23 protein-coding genes are annotated in these 20,981 nt (G+C 68.7%); 10 read left to right on the top strand and 13 right to left on the bottom strand.

Translation table 11 applies throughout. The features are described from left to right. Positions 1-13: 13 nt before the first annotated feature. Positions 14-595 (bottom strand): DoxX family protein, encoded by a 582-nt coding sequence (locus G5B31_RS18065; protein WP_165019614.1) that lies wholly within the window; start codon positions 593-595, stop codon positions 14-16. A gap of 189 nt (positions 596-784) precedes the next feature. On the opposite strand from G5B31_RS18065, the gene fumC reads away from it, so the two are divergent. The 5 genes from fumC to G5B31_RS18040 all read left to right on the top strand — a co-directional run bounded on the left by fumC (position 785) and on the right by G5B31_RS18040 (position 3,996). Further along, complete coding sequence (gene fumC, locus G5B31_RS18060) at positions 785-2,179, top strand: class II fumarate hydratase (protein WP_165019613.1); 1,395 nt, start codon at positions 785-787, stop codon at positions 2,177-2,179. Next, complete coding sequence (locus G5B31_RS18055) at positions 2,179-2,358, top strand: DUF4169 family protein (RefSeq protein WP_165019612.1); 180 nt, start codon at positions 2,179-2,181, stop codon at positions 2,356-2,358. Before fumC ends, G5B31_RS18055 begins: the two co-directional genes overlap by 1 nt. 48 nt (positions 2,359-2,406) lie before the next feature. Further along, positions 2,407-2,637, top strand: a complete 231-nt coding sequence (locus G5B31_RS18050) for an N-(5'-phosphoribosyl)anthranilate isomerase (protein WP_165019611.1) — start codon at positions 2,407-2,409, stop codon at positions 2,635-2,637. A gap of 97 nt (positions 2,638-2,734) precedes the next feature. After that, complete coding sequence (locus tag G5B31_RS18045) at positions 2,735-2,956, top strand: ribbon-helix-helix domain-containing protein (protein WP_165019610.1); 222 nt, start codon at positions 2,735-2,737, stop codon at positions 2,954-2,956. 2 nt (positions 2,957-2,958) lie between these two features. Then, positions 2,959-3,996, top strand: coding sequence for a zinc-binding dehydrogenase (locus G5B31_RS18040; protein WP_165019609.1), 1,038 nt, complete (start codon positions 2,959-2,961; stop codon positions 3,994-3,996). Between the two features lie 22 nt (positions 3,997-4,018). Here the strand turns inward: G5B31_RS18040 and G5B31_RS18035 are convergent, their stop codons facing one another. From G5B31_RS18035 to G5B31_RS18025, 3 genes are all read right to left on the bottom strand, one after another. Next, a complete protein-coding gene (locus G5B31_RS18035; RefSeq protein WP_165019608.1) occupies positions 4,019-4,666 on the bottom strand; it encodes a DUF1638 domain-containing protein in 648 nt (215 codons plus the stop codon). Next, positions 4,657-4,812, bottom strand: a complete 156-nt coding sequence (locus tag G5B31_RS18030) for a hypothetical protein (protein ID WP_165019607.1) — start codon at positions 4,810-4,812, stop codon at positions 4,657-4,659. The genes G5B31_RS18035 and G5B31_RS18030 overlap by 10 nt, the downstream gene beginning before the upstream one ends. 126 nt (positions 4,813-4,938) lie before the next feature. Next, positions 4,939-5,637: a B12-binding domain-containing protein gene (locus G5B31_RS18025; protein ID WP_165019606.1), complete on the bottom strand. Its 699-nt coding sequence runs from the start codon at positions 5,635-5,637 to the stop codon at positions 4,939-4,941. A 157-nt stretch (positions 5,638-5,794) separates the two neighbouring features. Here G5B31_RS18025 and G5B31_RS18020 point away from each other — a divergent pair, with 157 nt between their 5' ends. After that, on the top strand, positions 5,795-6,895 hold the full coding sequence (locus G5B31_RS18020) for a PA0069 family radical SAM protein (RefSeq protein ID WP_165019605.1): 1,101 nt from the start codon (positions 5,795-5,797) through the stop codon (positions 6,893-6,895). A 33-nt stretch (positions 6,896-6,928) separates the two neighbouring features. On the opposite strand, the gene G5B31_RS18015 is transcribed toward G5B31_RS18020, so the two are convergent. From G5B31_RS18015 to G5B31_RS18005, 3 genes are all read right to left on the bottom strand, one after another. Then, a complete protein-coding gene (locus G5B31_RS18015; RefSeq protein WP_165019604.1) occupies positions 6,929-7,303 on the bottom strand; it encodes a DUF4260 domain-containing protein in 375 nt (124 codons plus the stop codon). Beyond that, entirely contained in the window at positions 7,300-8,316 is a 1,017-nt protein-coding gene (bmt, locus tag G5B31_RS18010; protein ID WP_165019603.1) for a betaine--homocysteine S-methyltransferase, read from the bottom strand. The genes G5B31_RS18015 and bmt overlap by 4 nt, the downstream gene beginning before the upstream one ends. A 393-nt stretch (positions 8,317-8,709) precedes the next feature. Beyond that, entirely contained in the window at positions 8,710-9,024 is a 315-nt protein-coding gene (locus G5B31_RS18005; RefSeq protein ID WP_165019602.1) for a DUF1476 domain-containing protein, read from the bottom strand. A 165-nt stretch (positions 9,025-9,189) separates the two neighbouring features. On the opposite strand from G5B31_RS18005, the gene G5B31_RS18000 reads away from it, so the two are divergent. The 3 genes from G5B31_RS18000 to purS all read left to right on the top strand — a co-directional run bounded on the left by G5B31_RS18000 (position 9,190) and on the right by purS (position 10,754). Then, positions 9,190-9,945 (top strand): phosphoribosylaminoimidazolesuccinocarboxamide synthase, encoded by a 756-nt coding sequence (locus G5B31_RS18000; RefSeq protein WP_165019601.1) that lies wholly within the window; start codon positions 9,190-9,192, stop codon positions 9,943-9,945. Between the two features lie 64 nt (positions 9,946-10,009). Beyond that, positions 10,010-10,450, top strand: a complete 441-nt coding sequence (locus G5B31_RS17995) for a DUF3592 domain-containing protein (RefSeq protein ID WP_165019600.1) — start codon at positions 10,010-10,012, stop codon at positions 10,448-10,450. A 64-nt stretch (positions 10,451-10,514) separates the two neighbouring features. Continuing rightward, positions 10,515-10,754 (top strand): phosphoribosylformylglycinamidine synthase subunit PurS, encoded by a 240-nt coding sequence (gene purS, locus G5B31_RS17990; RefSeq protein WP_165019599.1) that lies wholly within the window; start codon positions 10,515-10,517, stop codon positions 10,752-10,754. A gap of 368 nt (positions 10,755-11,122) precedes the next feature. Here the strand turns inward: purS and G5B31_RS17985 are convergent, their stop codons facing one another. The 3 genes from G5B31_RS17985 to G5B31_RS17975 form a co-directional block, all read right to left on the bottom strand. Further along, complete coding sequence (locus tag G5B31_RS17985) at positions 11,123-12,493, bottom strand: cytochrome P450 (RefSeq protein WP_165019598.1); 1,371 nt, start codon at positions 12,491-12,493, stop codon at positions 11,123-11,125. Further along, positions 12,490-13,749 carry a hypothetical protein gene (locus G5B31_RS17980; RefSeq protein ID WP_165019597.1) on the bottom strand — a complete coding sequence of 420 codons (1,260 nt, stop codon included), beginning with the start codon at positions 13,747-13,749 and terminating at the stop codon, positions 12,490-12,492. The genes G5B31_RS17985 and G5B31_RS17980 overlap by 4 nt, the downstream gene beginning before the upstream one ends. 74 nt (positions 13,750-13,823) lie before the next feature. Then, positions 13,824-14,582 carry a cytochrome c biogenesis CcdA family protein gene (locus G5B31_RS17975; protein WP_165019596.1) on the bottom strand — a complete coding sequence of 253 codons (759 nt, stop codon included), beginning with the start codon at positions 14,580-14,582 and terminating at the stop codon, positions 13,824-13,826. 398 nt (positions 14,583-14,980) lie between these two features. On the opposite strand from G5B31_RS17975, the gene G5B31_RS17970 reads away from it, so the two are divergent. Beyond that, a complete protein-coding gene (locus tag G5B31_RS17970) occupies positions 14,981-15,220 on the top strand; it encodes a sulfurtransferase TusA family protein (protein ID WP_165019595.1) in 240 nt (79 codons plus the stop codon). 109 nt (positions 15,221-15,329) lie between these two features. Here G5B31_RS17970 and G5B31_RS17965 read toward each other — a convergent pair whose 3' ends face one another. The 3 genes from G5B31_RS17965 to G5B31_RS17955 all read right to left on the bottom strand — a co-directional run bounded on the left by G5B31_RS17965 (position 15,330) and on the right by G5B31_RS17955 (position 20,970). Further along, entirely contained in the window at positions 15,330-17,924 is a 2,595-nt protein-coding gene (locus tag G5B31_RS17965; RefSeq protein ID WP_165019594.1) for a ribonuclease E/G, read from the bottom strand. 447 nt (positions 17,925-18,371) lie between these two features. After that, positions 18,372-19,286, bottom strand: a complete 915-nt coding sequence (ppk2, locus tag G5B31_RS17960; RefSeq protein ID WP_165019593.1) for a polyphosphate kinase 2 — start codon at positions 19,284-19,286, stop codon at positions 18,372-18,374. Positions 19,287-19,641: 355 nt separating this feature from the next. Then, positions 19,642-20,970, bottom strand: coding sequence for a sigma-54 dependent transcriptional regulator (locus G5B31_RS17955; RefSeq protein ID WP_165019592.1), 1,329 nt, complete (start codon positions 20,968-20,970; stop codon positions 19,642-19,644). Positions 20,971-20,981 lie beyond the last annotated feature (11 nt).

The following is a 20,981-nucleotide window of genomic DNA, read 5'->3' as shown; positions in this document are numbered from 1 at the left end:
CCCGGCAGAGAGGTCAGAATTCCTTCCGCATCAGCCGGTCCAGCGAATAATGCGCGCCGCCATAGGCCGCGAACAGCGCCGTCGCCCCGGCCCAGAACAGCGAATTGGTCTCGGCCTTCATCTGCACCAGCGCCAGGAAACCCGCCCCGCCGTCCGGCAACAGGTTCTCCTGCCCGGCAGCGGTCAGATACTGCAGATTGGCCTTCAGGAACTCGATCCCCTCCGGCGTCAGGAATTCGGGGCCATAGGGATGGCTGACGTGGAACCACCATGTCACCATCAGCATCACCGCATTGGCCAGCGCCACCGGCCGGGTGAACAGCCCCAGCACGATCAGCGCCCCGCCGATGAAGTTCACCACCGCGAGCAGCGGCGAGAACAGCCAGCCCGGATAGAAGCCGAGGCTTTCGACGAAGCCGGTCATCGCCAGCGGCGCGGTGATCTTGGGCCAGCCCTCGACCATCAGGTAGCCGCCGACCACGACGCGCAGCACCAGCCAGCCCACCGGCTGGGCGAAGCGATGGTAGAGCGGCGCGAGGGCCGGCAGCACCAGCCTTTCGCGCGGCGAGGCGGTCATTTCGGGCATGTCGGTCATTGGTGGCTCCTTTCGGGTTCCAGGCCGCAGGGCGCGGACGTGCTGCGCGTTCGGGGCTGTTATAGCACAACTTTCCGGTGTGGGCCCGGCTTCCGGCCACAGCCGTCACGCTCAGTATGCGACGGTATGCCGATTGATTTCACCGCCCCCCGGCGCTAGACCCGCTGCGAGATTCCGCAGGAGGGCACCATGACCGCGACCAGAACCGAAACCGACAGCTTCGGCCCGCTGGAGGTTCCCGCCGACAAGTATTGGGGGGCGCAGACCCAGCGGTCGATCATCAACTTCCCCATCGGCTGGGAGCGTCAGCCGGTCCCGATCATCCGCGCCCTCGGCGTGATCAAGAAGGCCTGTGCCCTGGTCAACAAGGCGCAGGGCGACCTGGCGCCGGAGCTGGCGGATGCCATCGCCGCGGCGGCGGGCGAGGTGATCGAGGGCCGCTTCGACGACAACTTCCCGCTGGTGGTCTGGCAGACCGGATCGGGCACGCAATCGAACATGAACGCCAACGAGGTGATCTCGAACCGCGCCATCGAGATGCTGGGGGGCGTCAAGGGCTCGAAGAAGCCGGTGCATCCGAACGACCATGTGAACATGGGCCAGTCCTCCAACGACACCTTCCCAACCGCAATGCATGTCGCCATCGGGATGCACACCCGCGACGTGCTGATCCCGGGGCTGGAGAAGCTGGCGGCGGCGCTGTGGGCGAAGTCGAAGGAATTCAAGGATATCATCAAGATCGGCCGGACGCATACCCAGGACGCCACGCCGCTGACGCTGGGGCAGGAGTTTTCCGGCTATGCGACCCAGGTCGACAAGGGCATCGCCCGGGTCAAGACCTGCCTGCCCGACATCTACGAACTGGCGCAGGGCGGCACTGCCGTCGGCACCGGGCTGAACACCCGCGTCGGCTTCGACGCCCGGGTGGCCGCGGAGATCGCGGCGATCACCGGCCTGCCCTTCGTCACCGCGCCCAACAAGTTCGAGGCGCTGGCGGCGCATGACGCCATGGTGATGTTCTCGGGCGCCTTGAAGACGGTGGCGGCCAGCCTGTTCAAGATCGCCAACGACCTGCGTCTCCTGGGCTCCGGCCCCCGCTCGGGCCTCGGCGAGTTGATCCTGCCGGAAAACGAGCCGGGGTCCTCGATCATGCCCGGCAAGGTCAACCCGACCCAGGCCGAGGCGCTGACCATGGTCTGCGCCCATGTGATGGGGAACGATGCCGCCGTGGGCTTCGCCGGCAGCCAGGGGCATTTCGAGCTGAACGTCTACAACCCGATGATGAGCTACAACGTGCTGCAGTCGATCCAGCTTCTCGGCGACGCGGCCTCCAGCTTCACCGACAACATGGTGGCGGGGACGCAGGCCAATGTGGCGCGGATCGAGAAGCTGATGAAGGAAAGCCTGATGCTGGTGACGGCGCTGGCCCCGACCATCGGTTACGACAATGCCACCAAGGTGGCGAAGACCGCGCACAAAAACGGCACGACGCTGCGGGAAGAGGCGATTGCCCTCGGCTTTGTCGATGGCGAGACCTTCGACCGCATCGTCCGGCCCGAGGACATGGTGGGCCCGAAGGGCTGATGGCCGAGGTCGTCAACCTCAACCGCTTCCGCAAGGAGAAGGCCCGGGCCGAGAAGCGGGCCGGGGCGGAGGCCAATGCGGCGAAGCACGGCCGGACCAAGGCCGAGAAGGCGCTGGAGAAGGCGCGGGCGGAAAAGGCCGCCCGCGACCTGGACGGGCACGAACGGGACCGGGATTAACCGGGGGTTAACCGGGCTGCGGGAAGGATGGCGCCCAGGAGGTGCGCCATGCAGCCCATGACCAACCACATGTCGCCCGACCGCTGGATGACCCAGATGTTCTCGGCCCGCACCGCGGCCGAGGGCGGGATCGTCCGGCGCCGGGTGTCGGATGTCGAACGCCTGGTCGGCCGCGAGCGTTTCGTGCGCGAGGTGAAGCGCCGCGGCTATCGCGCGATCGAAAACGGCGGCCATTTCATTGTCTTCTGCAACGCCGAGCCGGTGAAGATCGTGGTCTGAAGTTTCTTCCAAGAAACTTCCAAGTTTACTGGAGGAAACTTGCAAAATCCTTCCAAGGATTTTGCGTCCCCCACAGGAAACCGGCTATCCTGCCGCCATGACCACCGGCCCCGAAAAACACTCCCTCACCCTCCGCGGCCACCGCACCAGCGTCTCGCTGGAGCCGGAGTTCTGGGCCGCCTTCCGCGCCATCGCCTCCGAAAGCTCCCGGCCCCTCAACCAGCTTGCGTCCGAAATCGACGCCGCGCGTCGCGGAGAGGAGGGCCTCGCCTCGGCGATCCGGGTCTTCTGCCTGAACCACTACCGCCAGAGGAGTTGACCATGCGCGCCGCCGTCCTTCGCACCTACCGCGCGCCGCTGTCGCTGGAAACCGTGCCCGACCCGGCCTGCGAGGCCGATGGCGTCGTCCTGAAGACCCTCGCCTGCGGCATCTGCCGCAGCGACTGGCACGGCTGGGTGGGCGAGCATCCGAAGGTGAAGCCCGGCGACATCCCCGGCCACGAATATTGCGGCGAGGTGGTGGAGGCCGGCCCCCTGGCGAAATGGCACCGGGGCGACCGCGTCATCGCCCCCTTCATCCTGGCCTGCGGCGACTGCCCGGAGTGCCGCTCCGGCCAGACCACCACCTGCCGCAGCCAGCGGGTGCCGGGCTTCGGCGACCGCGGCGCCTATGCCGAATATGTCTCGGTCCCCCATGCCCACAACCTGACCCGCCTGCCCGAGAGCCTGACGCCGGCGCTGGCCGCCGGTCTCGGCTGCCGCGTCACCACCGCCTTCCACGCCCTGACCGGCCGCGCCGCCCTGCAGGTCGGCGAATGGCTGGCGGTGCATGGCACCGGCGGCATCGGCCTCTCCTGCCTGCTGATCGGCAAGGCGCTCGGCGCGCGGGTGGTGGTGGTCGACGTGGTGCCGGAAAAGCTGGCCCATGCCCGGACCCTGGGCGCCGAAGCCGCGCTGGATGCCCGCGACGGCGACGTGGCGGCGAAGATCGTCGAGATCACCGGCGGCGGCGCCCACGTCAGCGTCGAGGCGCTCGGGATCGAGACCACCGCCAATGCCTCGCTGCGCTGCCTGCGCCCCTTGGGCCGCCATGTGCAGGTCGGCCTGCCGGTCGGCCATACCGCCACCATGCAGATCGACGTGAATGCGATCTACATGCGGCAGCTGTCGGTCTTCGGCACCCGCGGAATGCCGGCCTGGCGCTATCCGACCCTGCTGTCGCTGATCGAGACCGGGCGGGTCGATGTCTCGCCCATCGTCGCCCGGCAGGTGGCGCTGTCGCAGGCGACCGAGGAATTGCGCGCCTTCGACGGGCCGACGGCGCCGGGGGTCGCGGTGATCACCGATTTCACCGGCTAAGTCCGGGACGTCACAGAAACCGCTACCCCGCCACCTTGCGCAGCGTGGTGGCCAGGTCGCCGTAGCCGGTGAAGCGCCGCTCGTAGTCCAGCCCCAGCCGCTCGGCGCAGTCGCGGGCCTTGGCGTCCAGCGCCGGGTCGTCCTTCTGGGCCTGGTAGACCAGCTTCTCGTAATTGCCGAAGATCATGTCACGCAGCTCGGGGTGGCGGTCCAGCCCCATCGGCTTCCAGACGAAGGCGTCGAACTGGCGCACCAGGAAATCGGTCAGGTAGAACGAGGTGAACTCGGTGTCCGCATGTTCGGCAAAGGCATCGTTGCCTTCATAGAACGAATAGCAATGCGGGCCCTCGACCATCTCGACGCCCAGATCCTTGCACTTTTCCTGCAATTGCCCGCCGGTGCCGCAATCGGCATAGACCACGAAGATGGTGGCATATTCCGCCTGCCGCTCCCGCACCGCCTCTTCCACCGCGGTGACGATGCGGTCGGGCCAGAGGTGCAGCTTGGCCGGCAGGCATTGCAGGTCCATATGGGTCCAGCCGTTGGCCTGTTTCAGCGCCAGGATCTCATGCGCCAGCGCGCCGCAGGCGATCAGCAGGATCCGGCCCGCGCGCTCGGGCGCCAGCCCCTCTTCGGTCAGCCGGGAATCGGTGGGAGAGGTCAGCGCCATTGCCGCAGCCCCAGCACCAGGCTGCCCGCCAGCGCGGCGAAGCTGACCGCGAGGACCGGCACCCCGGCCCAGAAGGCCAGCGCCAGTGTGGCCCCGGCCGCGACGACGACCAGGGCGAGAAGCCCGAGGAAATGGGTGAGCGGCATGATCTTCCCCTCCTGTCCCGAAGATGGGCCTGCATCCGGCGGAGTCCAAGTCACGAATGCAAGAGGCCCCGGGGGCGGAACCCCGGGGCCTCGAAAGCGTTACGCCAAGCGACGGTCCCGGGGGCCTCAGGCCCCCATCTGGTTGTGCTTGCGGGCGACGAAGCTTTTCGCCGTCTCCACCGCCACCGCGGCATCGCGGCAATAGGCGTCGGCGCCGATGGCACGCCCGAACTCCTCGTTCAGGGGCGCGCCGCCGACCAGGACGATATAGTCCTCGCGCATCCCCTTTTCCTTCATCGTGTCGATCACGACCTTCATGTAGGGCATGGTCGTGGTCAGCAGCGCCGACATGCCCAGGATGTCGGGCTGTTCGGCTTCCAGCGCGTCGAGGTATTTCTCCACCGCGTTGTTGATGCCGAGGTCCACCACCTCGAAGCCGGCACCTTCCATCATCATCGCGACCAGGTTCTTGCCGATGTCGTGGATGTCGCCCTTCACCGTGCCGATCACCATCTTGCCCATCCGCGGCGCGCCGGTCTCGGCCAGCAGCGGCTTGAGGATATGCATCCCCGCCTTCATCGCGTTGGCGGCCAGCAGCACTTCGGGCACGAAGAGGATGCCGTCGCGGAAGTCGGCGCCGACGATGGTCATCCCGGCGACCAGCGCCTTGGTCAGCACGTCGTAGGGCGCCCAGCCGCGCTCGATCAGGATGTTGACACCCTCTTCGATCTCTTCCTTCAGACCGTCGTAGAGGTCGTCGTGCATCTGCAGGACAAGCTCGTCGTCGGAAAGTTCCGAAAGGATGATGTCGTCTTCGTCGGCCATCGCGGGGCTCCGTGGGGTAAGGACCTGTAGCGTGCATGGGCCATCGCGGGCCCGTCCACTTACTCTATTGCGACATGCCCGGATTGAAAGCCGACAGCAAGGACAAAGGTGAAGGGTGGGCTTGGCAAATGTTCTATCTTTGTTCTAGAATTGCCCCATGCCCAAGCCTCCTGTCCCCCTGCCCCGCGGCCTGCTGCCGGGCGACCGCACCCGTGCCCGCGGCGCCACCTCCAACGCCACCGGCCGCTACGAGGCCACGGCGCGCGAGGCGGCGGACGACGGCTGGGACCTGCCGCATGACGACCGGCTCCTGAAGACCGAGGTGCGCGAGGAACGGGCGCGGTCGGCGCTGACCTTCAACCGCTCGCCCGACCTGCCCTTCGACCGCTCGGTCAACCCCTACCGCGGCTGCGAACACGGCTGCATCTACTGCTTCGCCCGGCCGACCCATGCCTATCTGAACCTCTCGCCCGGCCTCGATTTCGAGACCCGGCTGATCGCCCGGCCGGGGCTGGCGCAGGTGCTGGAGCGGGAGCTGCGGGCGAAGTCCTACCTGCCCCGGCCGCTGGCCATCGGCACCAACACCGACCCCTACCAGCCGATCGAGGCGAAATGGCGGGTGATGCGCGAGGTGGTGGAGGTTCTGGCCGCCTTCCGCCACCCGCTGGCGATCACCACCAAGGGCACGCTGATCGAGCGCGACCTCGACCTGCTGGCGCCGATGGCGGCGCAGGGGCTGCTCCGGGTGGGCATCTCGATCACCACGCTGGACGCCGGGCTGTCGCGGCGGATGGAGCCGCGGGCCGCCCTGCCCGCACGGCGGCTGGAGGTGGTGCGGCGGCTGTCGGAGGCGGGCATCCCGGTGCGGGCGATGCTGGCGCCGGTGATCCCCGGGCTGACCGACCACGAGCTGGAGCCGATCCTGGCGGCGGCGGCCGAGGCCGGAGCGTCGGGCGCCAGCTGGATCATGCTGCGCCTGCCGCGCGAGGTGGCGGGCCTGTTCCGCGACTGGCTGGAGCAGGCGGAGCCGGGCCGCGCCGCCAAGGTGATGGCCCGGGTGCGCGAGACCCATGGCGGCCGCGACTACGATCCCGCCTGGGGCAAGCGGATGCGCGGCGAGGGGCTGTGGTCGCGGCTGATCGCGCAGCGCTTCGACAAGGCGGTGGCGCGGCTGGGGCTTAAGAAGGACCTGCCGCCGCTGCGCTGCGACCTGTTCCAGCCGCCGCTGGCCTCGGGCGACCAGCTGTCGCTGTTCTAGAGAGATACGATTTTTCGTCGAAAAATCGTGCCCTTATCCCCGGCCGATCCGCCCGAGATGGGTATGCTGGAAGCCCGAAGGCAGCTTCAGCCCGTAGCCCAGCATCCGGTCGAAACCGGCATGGGCGATCCAGAGCATCCCGATCCCTGCCAGCACCGGCAGCCCGTTCAAATGGGCCACCAGCGCGACCACCGCACCGAAACCATAAAGATGCACGGTGTTGTAGACCGCCGCGCCGACCCTCGGGCCGAAGGCATAGAAGGCGAAGCTCAGGTCCGGGGCGAAGAAGGCCGCCACCGCCAGCCAGACCGGGAACGGCAGGCCAAGGACCCACAACAGCGACAGGGCCGCCAGCAGGACCAGCGCCCCCTCGGCCTGTTGCCAGAGGCGGGCGGGCCTTGCCGTCATCCCCGCCGGCCGCGCCGTTCCCGCCGCGCGCCGCCCGCGTCGTCGCCGGTCCCGTCCGAGGCCGAGGAGAAGGCGCCCAGCTTGGCCTGGATCTCCTCCAGCCCCGGCGCCGGCCCCTTCGGGCGGCTTTCCAGCGCCGCGCGCATCGACCGCAGGTGCTCGGGCATGGTGCCGCAGCAGCCGCCGATGATCCGCACGCCCGCATCGCGCGCCAGCACGGCATATTCCGCCATCAGCTCGGGCGTGCCGTCGTAATGGATGTGGCCGTCGTGGTATTTCGGGATGCCGGCATTGCCCTTGGCGATGATCGGGCGCTGCGTGCCGGTGGCGGCGAAGCCGAGCACGGTGCGCATCAGGTCGCTGGCCCCCACCCCGCAATTGGCTCCGAAGGCCAGCGGCGGGTTCGGCAGCTTTTCCACCATCGCCGCCATCGCCGCCGAGGTGACGCCCATCATCGTCCGCCCGGCGGTGTCGAAGCTCATGGTGCCGCACCAGGGCATCCCGGCGCGGGCCGCGGCCTCGGCGGCGGCGCGGTATTCCTCGGGGGCCGAGATGGTCTCGACCCAGAGGACATCGGCGCCGCCTTCCTTCAGCCCCTCGGCCTGCTCGTGGAAGATTTCCACCGCGAGGTCGTGGGTCAGGCTGCCCATCGGCTCGAAGATCTCGCCGGTGGGGCCGACCGAGCCCGCCACGACGACCCTGCGCCCCGAGGCATCGGCGATCTCGCGGCCGAGTGCTGCGCCCACCCGGTTCAGCTCGCGCACCCGGCCCTGGGCGTTGTGCAGCTTCAGCCGGGCGGCGTTGCCGCCGAAGGTGTTGGTCAGGAAGATGTCCGACCCGGCCTCCACCGCGTTGCGGTAGAGGGTGCGGATGTCGTCGGGGCGGTCGACGTTCCACAGTTCCGGCGGCTCGCCGGCGGAAAGGCCCATGTTGAACAGGTTGGTCCCGGTGGCCCCGTCGGCCATCAGCCAGTCACGGCTGGCGAGCAGGCTGGAAAGCGCGTCCTTGGCCATGGCGGGACCCTCATGTTGAACCGATGCCGCTTCCTGCCACGCGGCCCGGGGCGATGCAAATCCATTCTGGGCGCGTGTCCGGGCGGGAACAGGCGAGGCACTGCCTCGCCCCCGCCCGTGCGAACGGGTTCACCCGGAAACGCTGCTGGCACGAGATCCCGAGAGGCCAGCGCCCGTCCGGGCGGGCGTGAAGCGCCCGCCAGGAGGCGGGCGGGCGCTGGCCGGGTGCTTTGGGCACCCGGCCGGGATAAGCAGAACCGTTGCGCCGTGGCGAAGGCAATGGCCTTCGCCAGACGAGCAGAGGTATCGCGTCCACAATAGTCCCCGCCAATGAAAAAGGCCGCGCAATCACCAAAGGACACGCGGCTTGCTTTCTCTCGCGGCGACAGAACCTCAGATCTCGTCCATCAGCTGGGCCTTGGCCACCGGCAGCAGTTCCGCCATCTTGGCGCGGATATCCTCGGCACTGGCCTTGCCTTTCAGGTCCCCGGCGACCTTGCGGACCACGTCCTCGGTGCCGGCCTCCTCGAAATCGGCCGAGACCACTTCCATCGCATATTCGGTGGCCGCGTCGCCCGACTTACCCATCAGCCCCGCCGCCCAGAGACCGAGCAGCTTGTTGCGGCGGGCTTCCGCCTTGAACTGCATCTCGCCGTCATGGGCGAACTTGGCCTCGAAGGCATTCTCGCGGTCGTCGAAGGTGGTCATGGCGATCCCCGGTGTTCGGTTGGTTTGCAGTCATATGCCCACAGGCGGGCCGCGCCGCAAGAGCAAAGGCCGCCGGCCTTGCGGCGGCCCGGGGGTTGGACTATAGCCCGATGCCGGAAGAGGGGTGGCGCCGCCGCCCCCGTTGGCCATTGCAGCGGAGAATTCATGGCACGGCGCAAGAAGGTCTACGAGGGCAAGGCGAAGATCCTCTACGAAGGCCCCGAACCCGGCACGCTGATCCAGTATTTCAAGGACGACGGCGCCCGCCCCGTCGCCGAGGCCCCGGCCGCGGTGGAAGGCAAGGGCGTGCTGAACAACCGGCTCAGCGAGTTCTTCATGTCCGGGCTGAACGCCATCGGCGTGCCGACGCATTTCATCCGCCGGCTGAACATGCGCGAGCAGTTGGTGCGGATGGTCGAGATCATCCCGCTGGAGGTGGTGGTGCGCAACTTCGCCGCCGGCGACCTGTCGCGCCGGCTGGGCATCCCGGAGGGCACGCCGCTGCCGCGGCCGATCGTGGAATACTACTTCAAGGACGACAAGCTGGGCACGCCGCTGGTCTCGGAAGAGCATATCATCGCCTTCAACTGGGCCAACCAGCAGGACCTCGACGACATGGTGGCGTTGGCGCTGCGGGTGAACGACTTCCTGTCCGGGGTGATGATGGGCGTCGGCATCCGCCTTGCCGACTTCCGGCTGGAAGTGGGCCGGATCTGGGAGGGCGACTTCATGCGGCTGATCGTCGCCGACGAGATCAGCCCCGACAGCTGCCGGCTCTGGGACATGCGGGTGACCGAGGGGCCGGACGGCACCCTGCCGGAGCCCGGGCCGCTGGCCGATGTCTATACCGAGCTGGCGCGGCGGCTGGGAGTGATGCCCTCGAACGTCACCCATGCGACGAAGCCGAGCCTGATCAACTGATCCCGGCTTGACCCGGAGGGCCGGTTGCGGCCTCATCGGGGCCTTCGGTCCCGGAGCGCGAGCGATGACCATCGATGGGGTCCTGCGCCTCTTCCTGCTGGCCGCCGCCCTGCCGGTTCTGGCGGGGGCGGGACTGGCGGGCCATACGCTCTGGTGGACCGGCCGGGCGCACCGGCTGGAGGCGGTGGTGACGGGCTTCGAGGCCGCGCCCGCCACCACCACCCGGGACATCGCCGCCACCTGGTGGATGCACGTCGCCTTCGCCGATCCCGCGGACGGCAGCCCGCGCGCGGCCCGGACCTCGGGGTCGTCCAACCTCTGGGGCTACAAGGCGGGCGATCCGGTGCCGGTCTGCTGGTCCGCCGACGACCCCGACCGGGTGGCGGTGGCGAGTCCGTTCTGGCTCTACCTTCCCGCCGCCATGACCGCGCTGCCGGGGCTGGCGATGATGGCGGCGATCATCTGGGCCCGCCGGAGGATGCGGCGATGGCTGCCGGGGCTTTAGGCCCCTTGCCCCTTCCGGTCCGGGGCGATAAGCGAACGCTGACCACTGCATCCCGGAGGCCCCGATGAAAGCCCGCGTCACCGTCATGCTGAAGACCGGGGTCCTCGACCCGCAGGGCGAGGCGATCCGCCACGCCCTCGGCTCGCTGGGGTTCCAGGGGGTGAACGGGGTGCGGCAGGGCAAGGTGATCGAGCTGGACCTGGCGGCGACCGACGCCGCGGCGGCCGAGGCCGAGGTCAGGGCGATGTGCGAGAAGCTCTTGGCCAATACGGTGATCGAAAGCTACCGGGTCGAGATCGGCTGAGGCCGGTCAGGCGGATATTTTTCGGACAGGAAAGGCGGGGAAACTCCCTCACGCAAGGTCGTCCCCGTAGGGCGGGGGTCTCCCCGCCGCACTCCGCTCGCCGCGGGCGGAAACAGGCGAGGCACTGCCTCGCCCCGCCCGTGCGAATGGGTTCGGCCGGAGACGGCAGTCACACTAAACCCGGAGAGGCCAGCGCCCGCCCGGGCGGGCGAGAAGCGCCCGCCGAGGGGCGGGCGGGCGCTGGCCGGGCCTTTGGGGCCCGGCCGGTCCCGGTTGAAATGGCGCGCCGTGGCGAAGGCACCCGCCTTCGCCAAGACAAGCGGACGGCGGAGTGCCCCCCTGAGGCCCCTCGCCCCGCCGTACCCGCCCTACCGCGGCACCACCCGCAGGTGTATCCCGTCCTTCGCCCGCACGGTCAGATGCGCCACCGGCACCGGCTCCCGGCCCTCCACCCGCTCGAACCGGAAGGCGCGGGTCAAGAGCGCCAGCAGCAGCGGCCCCTCCACCATGGCGAAGCCCGCCCCGGTGCAGACCCTCGGTCCCGCCGAGAACGGCATGAAGGCCGCGCGGGAGGAGGCGCGGCCGGCCTCGGTCTGCCACCTGCCCGGGTCGAACTCGTCGGGCCGCTCCCAGAGGCGTTCATGCCGGTGCTGGTGCCAGGGCGACAGCACCACCTGCGCCCCGGGGGCGACCTCGCGGCCGCGGAACTCCTCGCGGCAGCGGTTCTCGCGCACCATCATCGGCACGGGGGGGTAAAGCCGCAGGGTCTCGCGGAACATGTCGCGGGTGTATTTCAGCCGGGCGATGTCGGAGAAGCCGGGGACCTCGGGCAGCGCATCGGCCTCGGCCGCCACCCGGTCCTGCACCTCGGGGCACAGGGCCAGCAGGTAGAGCGCCCAGGCCAGCGCCGAGGCCGAGGTCTCGTGCCCGGCGAGGAAGAAGATCGCCACCTGGTCGACCATCTCTCCGGCGGCGAAACGCGCGCCGGTCAGCGGATCGGCGGTGGTCATGATCTTGGTCGCCAGATCGTCGGGCGCGGTGCCGGCGGCGATCTCCGCCGCGCGGGCCTCGGTCAGCTGGGTGATCAGCCCGCGGATCACGGCGGCGGAGGCCGTGGTCGCCCGGCGATGCAGCCGCGGGAACCAGCGCGGCAGGGGAAGGAAGGCGGCCAGGTTCAGGATCGGCTGGGTGCGCTGGTAGGCGCGGAACTCGCGGAAGACCCTTGCCGCCACCTCATGCTCGATCGGAATCGAGAACAGGGTGCGGAAGATCACGTCGGCCGCGGCGTGGGACATCTCCTCCTCGACCTCGACCTCGCCGCCCGCGCGGCCCATCCGCGCGACCGCCGCCTGCCCGGCGGCCAGCATGGCGGGGAAGGTGTCCTTCAGCCGCCCGCCCTCGAAGGCCGGGTCGATGATGCGGCGCTGGCGCTTCCAGACCTCGCCATTGGTGACGAAGACCGAATTGCCCAGGAGAGGCAGCAGACCCTCGCGGATGCGGTTGGATTTGGGAAAATCGTCGGGCCGCTCGGTCAGCACGCGGTCGACCAGCGCCGGATCGTTCACCATGTAGCTGCGGAAGAACGGGGTGCGGAATTCGGCCATCCAGGCGCGGTAAAGCCGGGCGGGCTGCGCCGAGAGGATGTCGCGGCGGAAGAGCCGCAGGTAGGTCAGCAGCGACACCCGGTCGGCGCGCGGCTGCGGTTTCGGAGGCGTCGGGTGGAAGGGACAGCCGGTCATGCCGTGGTTGTATAGCGGTTGACCGGCCGCTCAATGCGGCTTTTTGACGGGGCACGGTGGCGGTAGCGCTCGGCCAGGGTCAGCGGGCCGGCGGTGATCTGGAAGTAGTCGTAGTCGTTCGGCCCCCCGCTCAGCGCGTCGAAGGCGCAGAGATACTGGAAGTGCAGCCGGAAGTAGCGGCGCTTCAACTCGGCCTGTTTCTCGGGCGAGAGAGTCTGCGAGAAGGCGGCGGAGATCACCAGCGGCCAGCGCTTGCCCTCTGGTGCGACGCCAGTCACCGCCACGGGATCGCAAAGCGCGAAGGCGCAGCCGTCGCCGGGGGCGGTGACATCGACCCAGGTCAGCTCCTCCCGGGCGGAAAGGTAATGCAGGTCGGCCCGCAGCCGCTGCGCCTTCGGCAGGAAGGACACCATGGGGACGACATGGCCGAGCGACAGGAAGGCCAGCTTCGGCCCTTGGGCGGGTAATCCCCCGTTCATGTCTTCGGCGCGGATCAGGTCGGCCAGGATCGACACGCCGAGATGGGCGCCGGAGGAATGGCCGACCACCAGCACCTCGTCATAAGGCCCGTCCAGCGCGGCGCGGATGCTGGCGCGGAACTCGGCCATCCGCGCCTCCAGCTCGGGCGGGTTGGCGCCGTGTTCTTGCGCCGAATAGGCGTAGTCGTGCATCAGATACCAGGCGAAGACCTTGTTGTCCTTGGCCCGGAACCAGCGCAGCCCCAGCCAGACCACGGCGGCGAAGACCGCCATGCCGGCGGTCCAATGGGTGACATGCGCGACCAGCGCCCCGAGGCCCCAGCCGAGGCCGGCCACCAGCAGCAGTTGCAGGATCAGGAACAGGATCGGATACAGCGCCGCGATCATCGGCCCCTTGCGCAGCCGCATCAGCCGGAAGAGGGCACCCGAGCCGATATAGGCCCAGGCGGTGCGGAGCAGTTGCAGGTAGGTGGCGGGGATGGTCTCGGACATCGAGCGCTTCACGATGTCGGACCAGACCAGCACCTCGATGTCGGCCTCGGCCTTCCGCCCGCCGATCAGGCCGGTGGCGTGCCAGCCGTAAGGCCCCTTGGTGGATTTCGGCTTCAGCTCCAGCCCGTAGCCGGAGAGCCGCGCCTGGTCGGCGCCCTCTTTCCGGTAAAGCTCGCGGTAGCGGCGGGGGTGGAAGGGATCGTAGCCGGGGATGTAGAACACCCGGCGGCGAAAGGGCTTCGCCGCGGCCTCTTCGGTCCGCCGGGGTGCAGGGTCGATCCTCATCGCCGCCGATCATGGCCGGAAAATCGGGCGGAAATAAGGGGGAAGCACCTGATTTTCGGCGAAAATCAGCAGGCTCAGCCCAGAAGCGGGATGCCGAGGCGGTCCATCGCGTCCAGCATCCAGCCCGACAGGATCGACAGCGAGGAGGTGAACAGGAGCAGCCCGACCAGCACCAGCAGCGCCCCCATGGCGATCTCGATCTTGCGCATATGCGGGCGCAGCCGCTTCATCAGGCCCATGGCGCGGGTGATGAAGACCGCGCAGAGCAGGAAGGGCAGGCCGAGGCCGATGGAATAGATCGCCATCAGGAACAGCCCGCGCGACACATCGGCCTCGCGCGCGACCATGGTCAGGATGCCCGAGAGGATCGGCCCGTTGCAGGGGGTCCAGCCCGCCGCGAAGGCAAGGCCCAGGATGAAGGCGCCGAGCGCGCTGCCGCCCTGGTCGCCGGCGTCGATCCGCGCCTCGCGCATCAGGAAGGGGATGCGGAAGACGCCCAGGAAGTGCAGGCCGAAGGTGATGACGATCAGCCCGGCAATGCGGTTGAACCATTCCTGGTTCGTCAGGAAGAAGATGCCCAGCTTCGAGGCGGCGAAGCCGAGGATCAGGAAGATCGTCGACAGGCCGAGCACGAAGAACAGCGCCGGCACCAGGATGCGGCGGCGGGCCTCGGGGCCGGCGGTCATCTCGGAGACGGAGACGCCGGAGATATAGGCCAGATAGGGCGGCACCACCGGCAGGACGCAGGGCGACAGGAAGGACAAGAGGCCGCCGGCCAGCGCCAGCACCATGGCAAGGGCCAGCCCTGCATCGAGGATGGAGATATCCGGCATCGCGCGTCCTTTCCGCCCGGCGTCATAGCGCGGCACGGCGGCGGCGTCACGCGCGAAGGCCATGCAGGGGCCGCGGCGGGAGGTCACATCGCCGCGAGTCGGGGGCGAAGCAGATCGCGCGGCTTCGCCGCAAGCCTTTCGTCTCGCCTCTGCGCGCAAGCGCGCAACCGGCTCGGGGTTTTGCCTCCGGCGGGGATATTTGAGTCCAGAAAGAGGAGAAAGGCCCGCTCCTCTTTCTGGACAATAAATATCCTCAGGGGGTTTGGGGGCAGAATGCCCCCATCGGCCGACAGCAGCCGCAGGAGACTCCGCCGGCCACAACGATAATGGCTTGCGGCGGCAGCCGCGCCTTCGGTCGCCCGAGTTGCCCAGGCGCGCGGCGGGCGTTAAGGAGCGGCATGACGGATTGGGATCAGGTGCTGGACTGCGAGGGGCTTCTGTGCCCCCTGCCCGTCCTGCGGGCGCGCAAGCGGCTGGCGGGGATGGCGGCAGGCCAGGTGCTGTGCGTAAGGGCGACGGATGCGATGGCGGCGGTGGACCTGCCGCATTTCTGCGGCCAGGCCGGGCATATCTACCTGGGCGCGCGCGGGGATGGCGCGGTGGTGCTGCACCTGATCCGGGCCGGCGCGGCGGGGTGAACCCCGCCCTGCGCAGGCGCAACCCGCAGGGCGGGGTCACCCCGCCATACCCCTCCTCTCGCCAAGCGGTCGGAAAGAAAAAGGGGCAGGTCGCCCTGCCCCCTTCCTGTCACTTCTTCGACCACCAGCCGGAGCGGCGGGGCTTCGGCGGGCCGGCTTCGCCCGGATCGGGCAGCAGCGCGGCGGCCGCGGCGGGCTCGGGTTCCGGGGCGACCTGCAGTTCCGGCAGGACCTCCTCGACCGGCTCGGCAACGGGTTCCGGCGCGGGGGCAGCTTCGGCCACCGGCGCGGGCGCCGGAGCCGCTTCCGCGGCCGGGGCCTTCTTCGCCCGGGACCGCGGCGCGGCGACCGGGGTTTCCGCGGCCTCGGCCTTCGGCTTGCGGCTGCGGGTCACCCGCTTCTTCGGCGCTTCCTCGGCAACGGGCTCGGCCGCCGGTTCCGCTTCGGCCACCGGCTCCGCCTCGACCGGCGCGGCGGGGGCTTCCGCCGCCTCGGCCTTGGGCTTGCGGCTGCGGGTCACGCGCTTCTTCGGCGCGGGGGCCGCCTCGGCTACCGGCTCGGGCGCGGCTTCGGTCGCCGGCTCCCCGGCGACGGGCTCTTCGGCCTCGGCAGAAGCGGCTTCCGCCTCTTCCCCGGCCTCCTCGCCCGCACCCTCGGCCCCGTTGCCGTCGCGGCTGCCGCCCCGACGGCGACGGCGGCGGCGGCGCTTCTTCTTGCCGTTGCCGTCGCCCTTGGCGCCTTCCGCGCCCTCGGTCGCATCGGCAGACTCGTCCTCGGACTCATCCTCCTCCTCGACCAGGTCGTCGACCAGATCCTCTTCCTCGTCCACCGGCGCGCCCATCAGCCCGGCATGGCCCGAGATCACCGGCGTCTCCGGCACCACGCGGGTCGCGGTCTTGAACTTGTCGATGGCATAGTCGGGCGAGACCAGCGTCGGGTCGGCCTCGATCCGAACCGACATGCCGTAGCGGGCCTCGATCAGGGCGATATGCTCGCGCTTCTGGTTGATCAGGAAGTTGACGATGCCGATGGGGGCCTTCAGCAGCACCTCTTTCGAGCGCTTCCGCGTCCCCTCTTCCTCCAGCGCCCGCAGGATCTGCAGCGCCATCGAATCGTCCGACCGGATCAGCCCGGTGCCGTGGCAATGCGGGCAGGCCTGGGTGGTGGATTCCAGCATCCCCGGCCGCAGGCGCTGGCGGCTCATCTCCATCAGGCCGAAGCCCGAGATGCGGCCGACCTGGATGCGGGCGCGGTCGGTCTTCAGCTTGTCCTTCAGGCGCTTCTCGACGGCGGCGTTGTTCTTGCGCTCTTCCATGTCGATGAAGTCGATGACGATCAGGCCGGCCAAGTCGCGCAGACGCAGCTGGCGGGCGATCTCTTCCGCCGCCTCCAGGTTGGTCTTCAGCGCGGTCTCCTCGATGGAGCCCTCTTTGGTCGCCCGGCCCGAGTTCACGTCGATGGCGACCAGCGCCTCGGTCACGCCGATGACGATGTAGCCGCCGGATTTCAGCTGCACCACCGGGTTGAACATGCCGGCGAGGTAGCTTTCCACCTGGTAGCGGGCGAAAAGCGGCATCGGCTCGTCGTAGCGCTTCACCTGCTTGGCGTGGCTGGGCATGATCATCCGCATGAAGTCCTTGGCGGTGCGGTAGCCGCCCTCGCCCTCGACCAGCACCTCCTCGATCTCGCGCGAGTAGAGGTCGCGGATCGTGCGCTTGATCAGGTCGCCTTCCTCGTAGATCTTCGCCGGGGCGATCGACTTCAGCGTCAGTTCGCGGATCTGTTCCCACAGCCGCATCAGGTATTCGTAGTCGCGCCGGATCTCGGCCTTGGTGCGCTTGGCGCCGGCGGTGCGGATGATCAGGCCGGCGCCTTCCGGCACCTCCATCTCTCCGGCGATCTCCTTCAGCTTCTTGCGGTCGGCGGCCTGGGTGATCTTGCGGCTGATGCCGCCGCCGCGGGCGGTGTTGGGCATCAGGACGCAGTAGCGGCCGGCCAGCGACAGGTAGGTGGTCAGCGCGGCGCCCTTGTTGCCGCGTTCCTCCTTCACCACCTGCACCAGCATGATCTGGCGGACCTTGACCACTTCCTGGATCTTGTAGCGGCGGGCGCGCGGGGTGCGGCGGGGGGCGGAGATTTCCTCGGCCACGTCCTCCTCGGCCACCGATTCGATCTCGTCATCGGTGTCGGAGGCATGGTCGATGGCGTGGTAGTCGCCGTTGCCGTTCTCGGCGGCGGGGGTCTCGGCGACAGCCTCGGGCGCCTCGGCGGCGTCCTCGTCCAGGTCCACCACTTCCATGCCGGCGACGTCGGACGAAACCACCGGATCGGCATCGGCCACCGCGGCGGGTTTCGGGCCGCGGCCGCGCGGCTTGCGGCGGTGGCGGCGGTTCTCTTCCTCTTCTTCCTCGCGGGCGGCCTGGCGTTCTTCCTCCAGCAGCGCCTTACGGTCGGCGACCGGGATCTGGTAGTAATCCGGGTGGATTTCCGCGAAGGCGAGGAAGCCGTGGCGATTGCCGCCGTAATCGACGAAGGCCGCCTGCAGCGAGGGTTCGACCCGGGTGACCTTGGCGAGGTAGATGTTCCCGGCCAGCTGGCGTTTGTTTATCGTCTCGAAGTCGAATTCTTCGACCTTGTTTCCGTCGACCACGACCACGCGGGTTTCTTCCGCATGGGTGGCGTCGATGAGCATCTTTCTGGACATTGATTTCCATTGCGTCCCGGGTCCGAACCCGTTCGGACCCGCAAGGCGGGGCCGGAGGGAATGGACAGGGGGCGGCTTGTCTGTGCGGAACCGGCGGAGGCGGCAAGCCAAGCGGAAAGGGGGGCAACGCCCGAAGGCATCCCCCCGTCCTCCACCGATTGCCGCGCGCGGTCCATCGCGTTCACACCATGGCCCCGCGCGAAGCGGGGCCTGTTCACATGGCCCGCTCCGTCGCTGGCGGAGGCGGGCAATCCTTCCAGTCCCAAAATAGGGGCCGATCCGACCACCCGCGGCGACAGACAGCGATGCCGGACCCGGGGCGGAGAATTCGTCGGGTGCCGTGGCACCTTGGCCCGAACATAGGGGGATAAGCCGGGAAATGACAACAGGGAAATTCCCCCGCCTGGGAAAGGCGGGGGACAATCCAAGGATGAAATGGATTTGCTCTCAATATTTTGCCGGAACGTAAAGCTCTTTCGGCAGCACGGCGCGTTCGTAGTTCGGGTTGAACACCCGGTCCGGCAGGGTGATTTCCTCATGCGGGACGGGCTCGTAGGGGATCAGGCCCAGCAGGTGGTCGATGCAGTTCAGCCGCGCCCGCTTCTTGTCGTTGCCCTCGACGATATACCAGGGCGCCTCGGCGATGTTGGTGCGGGCGAACATCTCTTCCTTGGCCTTGGTATAGGCTTCCCACCGCACCCGGCTCTGCAGGTCCATCGGCGACAGCTTCCACTGCTTCATCGGGTCGTGGATGCGCATCAGGAAGCGCATCTGCTGTTCCTCGTCGGTGATCGAGAACCAGTATTTCACCAGGATAATGCCGGACCGGACCAGCATCCGCTCGAACTCCGGCACGTCGCGGAAGAAGTCCTCGACCTGCTCCTCGGCGGCGAAGCCCATCACCCGCTCCACCCCGGCGCGGTTATACCAGCTGCGGTCGAAGAGCACGATTTCGCCCCCCGCCGGCAGGTGGGGGACGTAGCGCTGGAAATACCATTGCGTCTTCTCGCGGTCCGAGGGCGCCGGCAGCGCCACCACGCGGACGACGCGGGGGTTGAGCCGCTGGCTGATCCGCTTGATCACCCCGCCCTTGCCGGCCGAATCGCGGCCCTCGAACAGGACGACCACCTTCTTGCGGTGGTATTGCACCCAGTCCTGCAGCTTGATCAGCTCGGATTGCAGGCGGATCAGGCTGCGGAAATACTCCAGCCGGTCGATACCGTCGGGATGGTGCTGCTTGTAGATGCGGGCAATCTCCTGGCTGAGCACGGCATCGTCCAGCTCCAGTTCGTAATCCTCGTCCAGCGCATCGGCGAGTTCGGCCTCCAGCCAGTCCTGCGCGGGGGTGGAATCGGCAGTCATCGCGGTCTCCTGTGGTTCCCGGGCTTCTTGGCCGGGGAGTGTGACAGGGGGATGACGGGGGGCAGAGCGGCGGGGTGCCCCGCCCTACGGAGGCGCAACACGTAGGGCGGGGTTCACCCCGCCACTCCTTCGGCTTCCCCGGGCGGGAAAAGGCGAGGCACTGCCTCGCCCCGCCCGTGCGTGCCGCATCAACCGGAAACCTGGCAGCCCGAGACTGTGAGAGGCCAGCGCCCGCCCGGGCGGGCGAGAAGCGCCCGCCGAGGCCCGGCCGGTCCTGATTGAAATGGCGCGCTGTGGCGAAGGCGATGGCCTTCGCCAAGGCAAAGGGCAAGGGTTGAAGCAGCCCCCTCCCCCGTCAGACGTAATCCGCCCGCTGCAACCCGTATTTCGCCATCTTCTCGTTCAGCGTCCGCCGCGGCAGGCAGAGTTCCTCCATCACCGCGACGATGCTGCCCTTGTGGCGGCGCATGGTGTTGTCGATCAGCATCCGCTCGAAGGCCTCCACATAGTCCTTCAGCGGCTTGCCCTCGGTGGTCAGCGCCGGACCCGAGGCCTCGTTGTCGGCCATCAGCAGCGAGGCGATGGAGCCCGACCCGCGCCGGTTCTGCAGCACCGCCCGTTCGGCGATGTTGACCAGCTGCCGCACATTGCCCGGCCAGGGCGCCTGCAACAGCTGCGCCGCCTCCTGCGCCGTCACCTGCGGGGCGTCGCAGCCGTATTCCTCGGCGAACTGCTCGCTGAGCCGGGTGAACAGCTGCAGGATGTCCTCGCCGCGCGACCGCAAGGGCGGCAGCACGATGGTCATCGCGCCGAGGCGGTAGAACAGGTCCTGCCGCAGGGTCTGTTCCAGCGTCATGTCGGGGGCGTGCTGGTTGCAGATGGCGATGATCCGCGTCTCCGGCGGGGTGCCCTGGTCGTTGATGAAGGTCAGCAGCCGGGCCTGAAGCGCGTTCGGCAGCGCCTCGATGTCCTCGAGGCACAGCGTGCCGCCGCGGGCCTCCTCGACCAGCGGGATGGTGCCGTCCTCGGCCGGGCCGAACAGCTTGGCCGCCAGCTGGTCCTCGGACCAGGCGGCGCAGGAGATCGTCACGAATTTCTTCGACGCCCGCGGCCCCACCGCGTGCAGCGCGTGCGCCACCAGCGTCTTGCCGGTGCCGGTCTCGCCGTCGATCAGCACATGGCTGTCCGCCTGGCCGAGGTCGAGGATGTCCTCGCGCAGCCGCTCCATCGCCGGCGAGGACCCGACCAGCTTCTTCATGATCGAGGACCCGTCCGACAGTTCCCGCCGCAGGGCGCGGTTGTCCAGCGTCATCCGCCGGGTCTGGGTCGCCTTCTTGGCGAGTTCCGTCATCCGGTCGGGGTTGAACGGCTTTTCCAGGAAGTCGAAGGCGCCGACCCGCATCGCCTCCACCGCCATCGGCACATCGCCGTGGCCGGTGATCATGATCACCGGCAGGCCGCTGTCCTGGCTCATCAGCCGCTTCAGGAAGGCCATGCCGTCCATCCCCGGCATCTTGATGTCCGAGACGACGACGCCCTGGAACTCCGGCCCGATCGCCTTCAGCGCCTCCTCGGCGCTGGCATAGGTCTCGGTGTCGAACCCCGAGAGCGCCAGCCATTGGCTGATCGAGGCCCGCATGTCCGCCTCGTCGTCGACGATCGCCACTTTCATTGCCCGCGCCATGCGTGGTCTTC

This window comes from Rhodobacter sp. SGA-6-6 (assembly GCF_011043545.1).
Lineage (GTDB): Bacteria > Pseudomonadota > Alphaproteobacteria > Rhodobacterales > Rhodobacteraceae > Pseudogemmobacter.
The sequence above is the reverse complement of the archived record's forward strand: the minus strand, read 5'-3'. Positions and strand labels throughout refer to the sequence as shown.